This is a genomic window from Flavobacterium sp. AC105, assembly GCF_979258495.1.
On record NZ_OZ409860.1, the window covers coordinates 23,876 to 36,977 of the forward strand.

A 13,102-nucleotide genomic window follows, 5' to 3' on the forward strand; every position below is an offset into this window, starting at 1 on the left:
AATATTTTGCAAACCATTATAAAAATAGAATCGCTGTCGAAAAAGTACAAAGATGCAGAAATGTATTCTTTGAACGATGTTTCGCTGGATATAAAAGAAGGTCAGATTTTTGGATTATTAGGCCCGAATGGTGCCGGAAAAACTACATTAATTTCCATGCTTTGCGGATTAATAAAGCCAACTTCAGGACATTTTACAATTGATGATCTGAACTACGCGAGTCATTCCTCCAAAATCAAAAAAATTATTGGAGTTGTTCCTCAGGAATATGCTTTATATCCTACGTTGACTGCGCGGGAAAATTTACATTATTTTGGAAGTATGTACGGCTTAAAAGGCACTAATTTAAAAGATAAAGTAATTGAAACTTTAGATCTTTTGGGTTTATTAAAATTTGCTGATAAACGCATCGAAACTTTTTCTGGCGGAATGAAACGAAGAGTGAATCTAATTGCGGGAATTCTGCACAATCCTAAAGTTTTATTTTTAGATGAACCAACCGTTGGTGTTGATGTGCAATCTAAAAATGCTATTATAGATTATCTCAAACATCTCAATCAAAACGGAACTACAATTATTTATACGTCACATCATTTGGCTGAGGCCGAAGATTTCTGCACCAATATTGCCATTTTAGACCGAGGTAAAATTTACGCACAGGGAACGCCATCAAGTTTAATCGAATCGACAGAAGAAGCACAAAATCTTGAAGAAGTTTTTATTTCATTAACCGGTAAAGATCTGAGAGATGATATATAAAATTTGGATGTCGGTCGTAAAAGAATTTCTCCTGCTCAAACGAGATTTAGGCGGTTTAGTCATTTTATTTATAATGCCTTTGGTTTTGGTTATCACGGTAACTTTGATTCAGGACAGCACTTTTAAAACCGTTAGCGATACTAAAATTCAGATTTTATTGGTCGATAATGATAAAGGTTCTGTTTCGAAAACTGTTTTTGATAATCTCGAAAAGAGCCAGCTTTTTACTGTAGTTACCCAAATCGACAACAAACCACTTACGGAAGAAGTTGCCAAAGAAAATGTTTACAAAGGAAAGTTTCAATTGGCGATTATAATCCCAAAAAATTTAAGCACAGATTTACAAGCCAAAATCGATCAGAATGTAGCAAACATTGTGAGCAAAATGGGCTTTACTGATACTATTGCAAAACCTGAAACTTCAAAAATAATTCAGCAAAAAGAAGTAAAATTATATTTTGATCCGGCGGTTCAGCTTAGCTTCAAAAACTCTGTAATGAGTTCAATTGACAAGATGATTTCGCAAATCGAAACAAAGTCAATTTACACCACTTTTCAAAATCAATTAGGAGAAGAAAACACCAAATTCGAGCAAAAGAGTTTTATTACTTTTAAAGAAATTATTCCGAAAGTAAATGACAAGGAAGTTTTGCCAAATTCGGTGCAGCATAACGTTCCGGCATGGACACTTTTTGCGATATTTTTTATCGTAATTCCGTTGTCTATTAATATTGTAAAAGAAAAATCGCAAGGAACTTTTGTACGATTAAGAACTAATCCGGTTTCGAATTTAGTGGTCATTATTGGCAAAACTATTACGTATTCTGTCATTTGTATGATCCAGTTTTATATGATGGTTGCGGTTGCAATATTTCTATTTCCGCATATTGGTTTGCCTCCTTTAAATATCGAAGGACATTTATTTTTAATGAGTGTCGTTGCCTTATTTTCAGGATTTGCAGCAATTGGTTTCGGAATTTTATTAGGTACAATTGCAAATACACAAGAACAATCAGCTCCTTTTGGCGCAACAAGTGTAATCATTTTAGCAGCAATTGGCGGAGTTTGGGTCCCTGTTTTTGCCATGCCAAAAATCATGCAGATCATCGCCAAATCGTCACCAATGAATTGGGCTCTTGAAGCTTTTTATGACGTTTTATTACGCAACGTATCTTTCCTGGAAATCATCCCAAAAATAAGTTTGCTATTTTTGTTCTTTATAATCACAACATCCATCGCATTATTTTATGACAAAAAGAAAAGAACAGTATAACGAAGCCTCTGCCCTAACCGTTTCGCATGAAATCAGAATTCGTTTTAACGAAACTGATCCATTAGGAATCGTTTGGCACGGAAATTATATTACCTATTTTGAAGATGGACGAGAAGCGTTTGGCCGCCAACACGGACTCACCTATTTGGATATTGGCAATACAGGATATACAACTCCAATCGTCAAATCGAAATGCGAACATAAATTGTCTCTACGCTACGGCGATGTCGTAACCATAGAAACCACAGTTGTTGATACGCCAGCCGCCAAAATGATTTACCGCTTTAGAATTATAGATGCAAAAGGTGAAGTTGCCTGCACCGGCGAAACCGTTCAGGTATTTTTAGATGGCGACGGAAATCTAATGCTGACAAATCCTCCTTTTTATGAAGAATGGAAACGTAAAGTGGGGTTGTTGTTGTAAACACGAATTTCACGAATTAGCACGAATTAAAAATAGAAATCTTTTTAAATCTGCTTAAATCTATATTAATCTGCGTGAAAATTTGAAAATCAAAAAATGATAAGAGAAGTATATATAAATGAAACCAATTGCATCACTCCTTTAGGATTTGATGTTAAATCGAATACCGAAGCCATTTTACATGGCGAATCCGGAATTCAATTGCACGGCGATGTTTCTTTAATGCCAAATTCATTTTATGCTGCCATAATTTCTACTGAAAAAATAAACAGTGCTTTTGAAAAAATTAGCACGGATACAAAATATTCTCGTTTAGAAAAAATGATAATTTTGGCTTTAGAGCCGATTATCAAAAAATCAGGAATTGAATTAAATTCAAAAACTGCCTTTATACTTTCAACCACAAAAGGAAATGTTACGGCATTAAAAGATAATTCGGAAGAAAGTTTTAATAATGCACATTTAGATGTTTTGGCTCAAAATGTAGCCAATTATTTCGGATTCAAAACCCAACCAATTGTAGTTTCAAACGCTTGTGTTTCTGGAATTTTAGCCATTTCTGTTGCCAAAAGAATGATTCAGTCTGAGCTTTATGATCATATTTTTGTCGTTGCCGGCGACGAAGTTTCAGAATTTGTTTTGTCTGGTTTTAATGCTTTTCAGGCGATGAGCGATTTGCCTTGTAAGCCTTATTCTAAAAACAGAACCGGAGTAAGTTTAGGCGAAGCAACCGCAGCAGTTTTAATTTCGGCGGAAGTCAAAAACGCTAAAATAAAAGTTATTGGAGATAGTTCAATAAACGACGCCAATCATATTTCAGGTCCATCAAGAACAGGCGAAGGTTTGTTTCGAAGTATTCAGAATGCGTTGAAAGAAGCTCAGATTGAAGTTGACAAAATTGATTATATCTCAGCGCACGGAACCGCAACGCCGTTTAACGACGAAATGGAAGCGATTGCATTAAATCGTTTGGATTTACAAAATGTTCCGGTAAATAGTTTGAAAGGATTTTACGGTCATACTTTGGGCGCTTCGGGATTATTAGAAACCGTAATTGCGATAGAATCCGTAAACCAAAATATGCTTTTTGAATCTAAAGGTTTTGACGAAATCGGCGTAAGCGAAATGATAAATGTTATTACGAAAAATGAAGAGGCAACTATTAATTATTTCCTGAAAACGGCTTCTGGGTTTGGAGGTTGTAATACGGCTGTGGTTTTTGAAAAGGTTAAACACGAATTGCACTAATTTTCACAGATTAGTTAGTGAAATTTAAAAATCCAAAAATAATCTGTGAAAATTAGTGAAATCAGTGTTTAAAACAAAATGACTCAAAAAACCTACATACAATCTTACATCACAATCCAAAACAACGAAATTGTTTTGAACGGAACTTCTGTATTCAAAATTGAACCAACGGATTTTGCTGATTTTTCGAAACAAGCCTATCGGAATTTTGGTATGCAATATCCGAAATTTTTTAAAATGGATGCTTTAAGTAAACTAGCTTTTTTGGGATCAGAATTGCTTTTGAGTCCGATAACTTCTTCGGAGAAAGAAAATAATATCGCTTTGGTTTTGGCCAATAAATCATCGAGTTTAGATACGGATGTAAAATATCAGGAATCTATTTCGGACAAAGAAAACTATTATCCAAGTCCGGCGGTTTTCGTTTATACGCTGCCAAATATTTGTCTGGGTGAAATAAGTATTCGTCATCAGCTAAAAAGTGAAAATTCTTTCTTTATATTTGATGCTTTCAATTCCGAATTTCTGTTTAAGTATTCAGAGATTCTATTAAACACAAATAAAGCAGATTCAGTTCTTTGTGGTTGGGTTGAATTTTTTAATGACAATTACAAAGCTTTTCTTTGCACAATTAGTAAAGAAGAAAGCACAAAATATACGAACGAAACTATCAATACATTATATAATAAATAATCATGGAAGCATTAAAACAAGAATTAAAAAATAAAATCATTACCACTCTAAATCTTGAAGATATCGCAATTGAAGACATTGCTGATAACGATCCTTTGTTTGGAGATGGTTTAGGTTTAGACTCGATTGATGCTCTTGAATTAATCGTAATTCTGGATAAAGATTACGGAATTAAATTGGTTGACCCAAAAGAAGGAAAAACTATTTTTCAGTCTATAGAAACTATGGCGGCTTATATTAGCGCGAACAGAACAAAATAGATTTTTAGACTTCTTAGATTTTTAGATTTTCTAAAAAGAATATTCAAAAATTTAATTTCAAAATAGTTTTTCAAATCTTAGAAGAACCAAAAAGAATAGTCTAAAATCTAAGAAGTCCAACAATCTAAGAAGTCTAATAATCTAAGCAAGTCTAAAAATGAAAGGTGTTGCAATAACGGGAATGGGAATTATCTCTTCGATTGGAAATTCAGTCGAAGAAAATTATATTTCGTTAATCGAAAATAAAGTTGCCGTAACTCGTATCGAAAATATCTCAACAGTTCATGTTGATGTTATTAAGGTTGGAGAAATTAAAAAAACCAATGAAGAATTGGTCAATGAATTGCAGCTTCCGGAATATAATAACTTTTCGAGAACGGCGATGATTGGTACTTTTGCAGCTAAACAAGCGGTTAAAAATGCCGGAATTACATCGATAAACGAATTCAGAACCGGACTTATTTCGGCAACAAGTGTTGGCGGAATGGATATGACTGAAAAGTATTATTACGATTATTTTAAAGATCCTGAACTTGTTAGATATATTAGTTGTCATGACGGCGGCGATGTTGCCGAAAAGATTGCTAACGAATTAGGTTTAAAAGGAATGGTTACTACAATAAGTACCGCATGTTCATCTGCAGCGAACTCAATTATGCTGGGTGCGCGTTTAATTAAAACCGGAAAATTGGATCGTGTTATCGTGGGCGGAACTGATGCTTTGGCAAAATTCACAATCAACGGATTTAAAACTTTGATGATTTTATCTGACGATTACAACAAACCTTTTGACAATAACCGAAAAGGATTAAATCTTGGCGAAGCAGCGGCCTATTTGGTTTTAGAATCTGATGAAATCGTTGAAAAACAAAACAAAAAAGTCCTGGCCAGAGTTTCAGGTTACGGAAATGCAAACGATGCTTTTCACCAAACGGCTTCTTCAGAAAATGGCGATGGTGCATTTTTAGCGATGAAAAAAGCCTTTGAAGTTTCGGGTTTAAAACCAAGTGATATTGATTATATCAACGTTCACGGAACCGCAACGCCAAATAATGATTTATCTGAAGGAAGAGCTTTACTCCGAATTTACGGAGATGAAAAAGTTCCGGATTTTAGTTCTACAAAACCTTTTACGGGACATACTTTGGCAGCAGCCGCAGCAATTGAAGCTGTTTTCAGCGTTTTGGCAATTGAGAATAGTGTGGTTTATCCGAATTTAAATTTTGAAACTCAAATGGAAGAATTTGATCTGAAACCACAAACTTCCTTAAAAATGAAAAATATCGAGCACGTTTTATCCAACTCTTTTGGTTTTGGAGGAAACTGTTCAACACTTATATTTTCTAAAAGCGAATGAAAAAAACATATATAAATGGAGTAGGTTGTATTTCGACTCAAAAAACATTTGATACTGTTTTTTTAGAAGAAGCTGTTTATAACCAAAATGATACTATACTTTCGATAGTTGCTCCGGTTTACAAAGATTTTATTACGCCAGCCGCAATTCGAAGAATGGCAAAAGGTGTAAAAAACGGAATCGTAGCTTCGGCATTAGCTTTGAAAGATGCAAATCTTGAAAATGTTGATGCCATTATTACCGGAACAGGTTTGGGATGCATTGAAGATTCTGAAAAATTCCTGAAAAATATCCTCGATAATAACGAAGAATTTCTAACGCCAACTTCTTTTATTCAATCGACACATAATACCGTTGGTGCACAAATCGCTTTATCGCTGCAATGCAAAGGGTATAATTTTACGTATGTAAACGGCGCTGTTTCTTTTGAATCGGCACTTTTAGATGCTAAAATGCAAATCGAAGAAAACGAAGCCAATTCTATTTTAGTGGGCGGAATCGATGAAAGCGGCGATTATACGATGTCACTTTTTAAATTGGCGGGACGTATAAAAGATGAAAATAACAAACCATATGATATTTTAAATTCAACCTCAACAGGAGCTGTTTATGGTGAAGGCGCCAGTTTTTTTGTTATAGAAAACGAAAGAAAAGATAGTACATATGCTCAGGTTTTGGATGTTGAAATTAAAAATACGCTGGAAGAAAACGAAATTGAAGCGGAAATAATCACTTTTTTAAAAACCAATAATTTACAAATTTCAGATATTGATGCTGTTGTTTTTGGCTTAAATGGCAACATACATTTTGATTCCTATTATACCAATCTTGCTGAAAATGCTTTTGCAAAAACGCCTCAGTTGTATTACAAACATTTAAGCGGTGAATATGATACGGCTTCGGCTTTTGCTTTATGGATGGCTTCTAAAGTGATCAAAACTCAGGAAATTCCTGGAATTATAAAAGTAAATTCGGTTGAAAAACCAGCTTATAACACCATTTTATTATACAATCAATTAAACGGAAAAAATCATAGTTTTACGTTACTTTCAAAATGATAACGCATAAAAACATATCACTATTTTTTATTTTTCTATTGCTTTTATTATTTCTTTTGAATTTTTATATCGCAATAAATATCTGGTGGTTTGTGGCTATTATTTTTATTTGGTTAGGAATAAATGCTTTTGGTTCTGCCAGAATTTCATCCAATTATCATGTAAAAGCATTTTGCAATAATCCTTCTGAAAAGGAAAAAAAAATCGCCATTACTTTTGATGACGGTCCAAGTGTTTTTACTTTAGAAATTTTAAAACTGCTAAAAAAATACAATGCAAAAGCTACTTTTTTCTGTATTGGAAAAAACATTGAAAATCATCCGGAAATTATAAAACAAATTATTGCCGAAGGGCATTTGGTCGGAAATCATTCTTACTCTCATTCTCCTTTTTTTGATTTTTATAATGCAAAAAAAATAACCGAAGAACTTCAGAAAACAGATTCTCTTTTAGAAAAATTCACTTCAAAAAAAATAAACTTTTTCCGTCCGCCTTACGGAGTTACGACGCCTTCGATAAAAAGAGCGCTAAAAATTACCGGTCATAAAGTTATTGGCTGGAATATTCGTTCGCTTGACGGCGGAACAAAAAATCAAAATTTAATTTTCAATCGCATTATAAAACGTGTTTCTCCCGGCGGAATCGTACTTTTGCACGACACGGCTTCACACTCTGTTTTAGTATTGGAACAGTTTTTGCAATTTTTGCAACAAAACAATTATAAAGTGATTTCGGTCGAAGAACTTTTGAATCTTAAAGCTTATGAAAACTAAAATATATATTCTCTTTTTATTTCTAACAATTTCTAATGTTGCTCTTTTTGCTCAGGAACAAAAAATGTCTGATGCAGAAATTGCAACTTTCAAACAAGATGTAAATGTGGTTTCGAAAAAAATCAAAACTTTAAGTACTGATTTTATTCAATATAAACATTTAGATTTTTTATCGAAGGATATTGAAACTTCGGGAAAAATGATTTTTAAAGAACCAAGTTTGCTGCAATGGCAATATAAAAAACCATACAATTACAGTATTGTTTTTAAAAACGGAAAAATCCTGATCAACGACGAAGGAAAGAAAAGCGCAGTCGATATTGGGAACAGCAAAATTTTTGGACGCATCAATAAATTAATTGTTGGCAGCGTGAGCGGTAATATGTTTGATGATAAAGAATTTACCATTTCATATTTCAAATTAAAAGGTCAGAATCTGGCGAAATTTGTTCCGAAAGATGCGACGTTAAAAAAATACATCAAACAAATTGAACTGACTTTTGATAAAGAAGAAGCAACAGTTGTTCAGGTCAAATTACTGGAATCATCTGATGATTATACCCGAATTGTACTTAAAAATAAAGTGATCAATGCAAAAATCGACGATTCAGTTTTTACTAATTAATTGCTTTCTGGCAATTGTTTTGATTTCTTGTGGCTCGGTCACAAAAAATTACACACCTAAAAAATTAGACAGAACGTCTTACGAAGTTCCCTATTTTTCAGATTCAAAAACCGATTATATTTATAAAACAAACATCACGGTTTATGGTCATGAATTGACGGGAATTTTTATAGCCAAGAAAGTAAATGATACGACACATCGCATAGTTTTTACAACTGAATTTGGCAACAAATTATTGGATTTTGAAATTTCTGAAAAGACTTTTAAAGTCAATTCGATTGTATCTGAATTAGACCGAAAAATTTTGATCAATACTTTAACCGAGGATTTTCGTTTGCTTCTTAAAAAAGAATATTTGATTCAGGAACAATTTGAAAATGAAACGGACAACATTTATAAATCGGCAGATGGAAACCGCGATAATTATCTTTTTATTTCTAAAAACGGAAAGAAATTAGAGAAGGTTGTGAATGCATCTAAAACAAAAGAAAAAATAACACTTCTTTTTAATTCAGAAAACAATATTTTTGCGGAGAAAATTCAGATTATACATCAGAATATCAAGTTAAAAATTGAGTTAAACTATTTTAAATCAGAGTAAAAACTTAATCTAAACGTAAACTTAAACCAAACCAAAAATGAAAAAATCAGCCTTAATTGCCTTTGTTTTATTTATCGGAATTATAACATCAAATGCACAAGTAAGAATTAGCCCGGGAATTCGTGGAGGTTTAAACGTTTCGGATTTTACCAATTTTGGGTCAAGCGATCCAAAAACAGATTTTTATATTGGTGGTTTTGTCGCTATTAGGTTTAATAAATATTTTACGCTTCAGCCTGAATTAACGTATACGAGACAAGGTGCAGAAATTCGTGAATATGCGTTGGGAATAAATGGAAGATCACGTTCAACAACTTACGATTTAAATTATTTGTCATTAGGTGCAGTTGCTAAATTTCATATTAAAGGAAGCGGTTTTCATATTTTAGCCGGTCCTTCTTTGGATATTAAAACAGATGATAATTTCCCTGATTACGATTATAATCCGGTTGGCGTAGATTTGGCTTTTGTTGCCGGTGTTGGATATTCTTTGCCTAACGGATTAACTTTTGAAGCCCGTTTTAAACAAGGATTAATTGACATTTATGGCTATGACGGACTTGATTACGGAAACAATAATGATTATTATTATGACGATATTATTTTAAATCAGGTTTTCCAGATTGGTATCAGCTATACTTTTAAAGCAAAATAATATTGATTCCTAAAAAATTATTAATCGCCATAGCTGCTTTTTTTGTGTTCTTTCAGGCACAATCGCAAGTTACTTTTAAACCCGGTTTGAGAGGTGGTTTTTCGTTTTCGACCATTTCAGAAATGCACGCCAGCTACAAAACCGATTTTTATGTTGGTGGATTTGGAGAAATAAATATAACGAAACGTTATGCTCTTCAACCCGAAATAATGTATATCAGACAAGGATCTAATAATGTGTCAAGAAATTATTTTGACGAAAATGCAGGAATAGAAAGAGTTGAACGCCGCGATTTACACCTCGACTATTTGACTTTTGCCCTTCTTAATAAATTGACATTTGGTCCTGGAATTCAGGTGCAATTCGGACCCGCTTTAGATGTCCTTATACACGACAATCTGGTCAAAAGAAAAGAATATAATGATTTGGCTTTTATAACAGGTATTGCTTATAAACTATCTTCAAATCTTACCATTGAAGCCCGATTGAAAAAAGGCGTTTTAGATGTATTAGACAGCGGTTATTATCACAATGAGCATAACGACTATTATTTATTTGGAGATTACAACACCAATGTCAATTTTCAGTTAGGGCTTTCTTATACTTTTGAGCAAAAAAAACAAACCAATACAAAATAGAAATATGACCAAAAAAACGTTTTTAATTCTTACGATTATCTTTTTAAGCTTAACAAAAATACAAGCACAAGTTACTTTTAGACCCGGAATTCAGGCTGGAGCAAATATTTCGAAATTAACAAATATAGATTTAAATTCTAAAACAGACTTTTATATTGGTGGTTTTGGAGCTTTAAAACTTTCTAAATTTTACACCTTGCAGCCGGAATTAACCTATTCAAGACAAGGAGCAAAAGGATCTGTTGATGGATTTTATTTTATTACTTTAGAAGATGGACAATCTCAAATGGTAAATGAAAACAGAGATTTGGATGTATCGCTTCAATATTTGTCTTTTGTAACTATGAATAAATTTAATCTTACTGAAAATTTTTATTTATTAGCGGGTCCGTTTTTTGATTTTATGGTGGGAGATGAATTTAAAATTGATAAATCAAACAATTTTATAGCATCAATTTCAAAAGGAGAAGATATTGATTTTGGAATTATTGGCGGAGTTGGTTTTAGTTTGCCAAAAGGAATTTCTTTTGAAGCAAGAATTAAAAAAGGCACAAGAGATGCTTTTGATGACAATACCGGAAGTGCGAATGTAAATACCAATTTGGTCTATCAAATTGGGGCAACTTATACTTTCGGAAAAAAATAAGATTATGGTTTTAAAAGATTTTTACAAAGTCCTTTCGGAAGAAAAAACGGGAGATTCTAAATATAATATCACGATTTTGATCAATGAAAAACATGAAGTTTTTAAAGGTCATTTTCCGGGAAATCCAATTATGCCGGGAGTTTGCATGATTCAGATTATTAAAGAACTTACGGAGGAAATTACCAAAAGTACGTTGATGATTCAAACACTTGCCAATGTAAAATTTATGGCACTTATTAATCCTGAAGTTACTCCGGAATTGCGCTTGGAATTTGATATTACAACTACCGAAGATGATTTGGTAAAAGTAAAAAACACAACTTATTTTAACGACACCGTTGCTTTGAAATTAAGCAATGTGTACAAAAAAATGTAATTATGAAACTGCTATTATCATTGCTTTTATGGATTAATTTTGCTGGCACTCCGGATTTGGCTGCCGTCAGAAAAATGTATGCTGCTGTTACAAAATCAGAAAGCAATGCTAAAGAATTTTCAGAAAAATTATCCTTTGTTTCAGACGATGGCGATAAAGTTTTAGTAGCCTATAAAGCTGCTTCAATTTTGTTGGATTCAAATTATGAAAAGAAGTTAAAAGATAAAATGGCCCGTTTTAAAGAAGGCGCAAAATTACTGGAATCAACTATAAAAAGCGAACCTAATAATATCGAAATCAGAATGATCCGATTGAGTATTCAGGAAAATGTTCCTGGAATTACGGGTTATAAAAAGAATATTAAAGAAGACAAAAAATACCTGACAGAACATTATAGCGCGCAGAATGCCGCTTTAAAAGAATACTTAAAAAACTTTATTTTACAATCTAAAAGTTTCTCTGAAAAAGAGAAACAATTCGTGAAGTAAGCTAAAGAAAAATCAAAATGAAACCTACTTTATCACAGCAAGAATTACTTAATTCGACTCATTTTTGTGTCATTGTTCCCACATACAACAACCACAAAACTTTAAAAAAAGTGCTGGATTCTATTTTAGATTTCACTACAAATATCATTATTGTCAATGACGGATCGACTGATGAAACTTTCAATATTTTACAGCAATATTCGCAATTTACACAAATTCATCATCCTGAAAATTTAGGAAAAGGAAGAGCACTAAGAAATGGTTTCAGAAAAGCAATCGAAATGCAATTTGAATATGCCATTACGATTGATTCTGACGGACAGCATTTTGCCTCTGATATTCCGAATTTTATTGCCGAAATTCAAAAAGAACCAAATACTCTTTTGATTGGAAGCCGAAATATGACGCAGGAAAACGTACCTAAGAAAAGTAGTTTTGGAAATAAATTTTCGAACTTTTGGTTCAAATTCGAAACCGGAATTAAACTGGATGACACACAATCCGGTTTTCGATTATATCCGTTGAAATTGATTCCGAAACAATTTTACACCAACAAATTTGAGTTCGAAATTGAAGTTATTGTTCGTTCTGCCTGGAAAGGAATTGTGGTTAAAAACATTCCAATTCAGATTTTATATGATCCTGCAGAACGCGTTTCGCACTTTCGCCCATTTAAGGATTTTACACGAATCAGTATTTTAAATACGGTTTTGGTTATTAATGCCTTGTTATATATTAAGCCAAGGGATTTTTTTAGAAGAGCAAAAAAAAAAGGATTTAAAAAATTCTTTCTTGAAGATATTTTAGAAAGCAACGATTCTAATTTCAAAAAATCTGCGGCCATTGCTTTAGGAATTTTTATCGGAATTTCTCCTTTTTGGGGATTTCAAACCCTATTACTTTTTACTTTCGCAGCTTTGTTCAGGCTCAATAAAGTCATTGCTTATCTGGCTTCAAATGTGAGTTTTCCGCCTTTTATTCCGTTTGTTATTTACGGTTCATTAAAAATGGGCAGCTATTTTGTAGCAAATAATGCACCGTTGATTTTAGACAGTTCCATAACACTTGATGATATTCAGAAAAATGCAACACAATATATCGTGGGAAGTCTTATTTTAGCATCCGTTTTAGCACTCTCAGTTGGTCTTTTAAGTTATTTACTTTTAACGGCTTTTAGTTCTAAGAAAAAATTACAATAATTAAATGTTTTGCCACTCCCCGATAGCTA

The 13,102-nt window shown here is 32.9% G+C and carries 17 protein-coding genes; all 17 read left to right on the forward strand.

The annotated features are described in order from the left end of the window. Positions 1 to 60 precede the first annotated feature (60 nt). Complete coding sequence (locus ACZ0AH_RS00110; protein ID WP_463478073.1) at positions 61 to 759, forward strand: ABC transporter ATP-binding protein; 699 nt, start codon at positions 61 to 63, stop codon at positions 757 to 759. Further along, positions 749 to 2,032 (forward strand): ABC transporter permease, encoded by a 1,284-nt coding sequence (locus tag ACZ0AH_RS00115; protein WP_463473873.1) that lies wholly within the window; start codon positions 749 to 751, stop codon positions 2,030 to 2,032. Before ACZ0AH_RS00110 ends, ACZ0AH_RS00115 begins: the two co-directional genes overlap by 11 nt. Beyond that, a complete protein-coding gene (locus ACZ0AH_RS00120) occupies positions 2,007 to 2,456 on the forward strand; it encodes an acyl-CoA thioesterase (RefSeq protein ID WP_463473874.1) in 450 nt (149 codons plus the stop codon). The genes ACZ0AH_RS00115 and ACZ0AH_RS00120 overlap by 26 nt, the downstream gene beginning before the upstream one ends. A 96-nt stretch (positions 2,457 to 2,552) precedes the next feature. Next, positions 2,553 to 3,704, forward strand: coding sequence for a beta-ketoacyl synthase N-terminal-like domain-containing protein (locus ACZ0AH_RS00125; protein WP_463473875.1), 1,152 nt, complete (start codon positions 2,553 to 2,555; stop codon positions 3,702 to 3,704). Positions 3,705 to 3,782: 78 nt separating this feature from the next. Next, entirely contained in the window at positions 3,783 to 4,397 is a 615-nt protein-coding gene (locus ACZ0AH_RS00130) for a 3-oxoacyl-ACP synthase (RefSeq protein ID WP_463473876.1), read from the forward strand. A 2-nt stretch (positions 4,398 to 4,399) separates the two neighbouring features. Beyond that, positions 4,400 to 4,657 carry a phosphopantetheine-binding protein gene (locus tag ACZ0AH_RS00135; RefSeq protein WP_463473877.1) on the forward strand — a complete coding sequence of 86 codons (258 nt, stop codon included), beginning with the start codon at positions 4,400 to 4,402 and terminating at the stop codon, positions 4,655 to 4,657. A gap of 157 nt (positions 4,658 to 4,814) precedes the next feature. Further along, positions 4,815 to 6,014, forward strand: coding sequence for a beta-ketoacyl-[acyl-carrier-protein] synthase family protein (locus ACZ0AH_RS00140; RefSeq protein ID WP_463473878.1), 1,200 nt, complete (start codon positions 4,815 to 4,817; stop codon positions 6,012 to 6,014). Next, positions 6,011 to 7,072: a beta-ketoacyl synthase N-terminal-like domain-containing protein gene (locus ACZ0AH_RS00145; protein WP_463473879.1), complete on the forward strand. Its 1,062-nt coding sequence runs from the start codon at positions 6,011 to 6,013 to the stop codon at positions 7,070 to 7,072. Before ACZ0AH_RS00140 ends, ACZ0AH_RS00145 begins: the two co-directional genes overlap by 4 nt. Then, entirely contained in the window at positions 7,069 to 7,845 is a 777-nt protein-coding gene (locus ACZ0AH_RS00150; protein WP_463473880.1) for a polysaccharide deacetylase family protein, read from the forward strand. The genes ACZ0AH_RS00145 and ACZ0AH_RS00150 overlap by 4 nt, the downstream gene beginning before the upstream one ends. Beyond that, positions 7,835 to 8,470, forward strand: a complete 636-nt coding sequence (lolA2, locus tag ACZ0AH_RS00155) for a flexirubin biosynthesis/transport protein LolA2 (RefSeq protein WP_463473881.1) — start codon at positions 7,835 to 7,837, stop codon at positions 8,468 to 8,470. Before ACZ0AH_RS00150 ends, lolA2 begins: the two co-directional genes overlap by 11 nt. Beyond that, the gene (gene lolB2, locus ACZ0AH_RS00160) at positions 8,436 to 9,071 is read left to right on the forward strand and encodes a flexirubin biosynthesis protein LolB2 (RefSeq protein ID WP_463473882.1); all 636 of its coding nucleotides are present in this window, start codon (positions 8,436 to 8,438) and stop codon (positions 9,069 to 9,071) included. The genes lolA2 and lolB2 overlap by 35 nt, the downstream gene beginning before the upstream one ends. A 37-nt stretch (positions 9,072 to 9,108) precedes the next feature. Then, positions 9,109 to 9,726: a porin family protein gene (locus tag ACZ0AH_RS00165; protein ID WP_463473883.1), complete on the forward strand. Its 618-nt coding sequence runs from the start codon at positions 9,109 to 9,111 to the stop codon at positions 9,724 to 9,726. 2 nt (positions 9,727 to 9,728) lie between these two features. Then, positions 9,729 to 10,364, forward strand: coding sequence for an outer membrane beta-barrel protein (locus ACZ0AH_RS00170; protein WP_463473884.1), 636 nt, complete (start codon positions 9,729 to 9,731; stop codon positions 10,362 to 10,364). Positions 10,365 to 10,368: 4 nt separating this feature from the next. Then, entirely contained in the window at positions 10,369 to 11,010 is a 642-nt protein-coding gene (locus ACZ0AH_RS00175; protein WP_463473885.1) for an outer membrane beta-barrel protein, read from the forward strand. A 4-nt stretch (positions 11,011 to 11,014) separates the two neighbouring features. Continuing rightward, positions 11,015 to 11,386 carry a 3-hydroxyacyl-ACP dehydratase gene (locus tag ACZ0AH_RS00180; protein ID WP_463473886.1) on the forward strand — a complete coding sequence of 124 codons (372 nt, stop codon included), beginning with the start codon at positions 11,015 to 11,017 and terminating at the stop codon, positions 11,384 to 11,386. Positions 11,387 to 11,388: 2 nt separating this feature from the next. Then, positions 11,389 to 11,874 (forward strand): hypothetical protein, encoded by a 486-nt coding sequence (locus ACZ0AH_RS00185; RefSeq protein ID WP_463473887.1) that lies wholly within the window; start codon positions 11,389 to 11,391, stop codon positions 11,872 to 11,874. A gap of 17 nt (positions 11,875 to 11,891) precedes the next feature. Further along, on the forward strand, positions 11,892 to 13,073 hold the full coding sequence (locus tag ACZ0AH_RS00190; protein ID WP_463473888.1) for a DUF2062 domain-containing protein: 1,182 nt from the start codon (positions 11,892 to 11,894) through the stop codon (positions 13,071 to 13,073). The last annotated feature ends 29 nt before the right edge of the window (positions 13,074 to 13,102 follow it).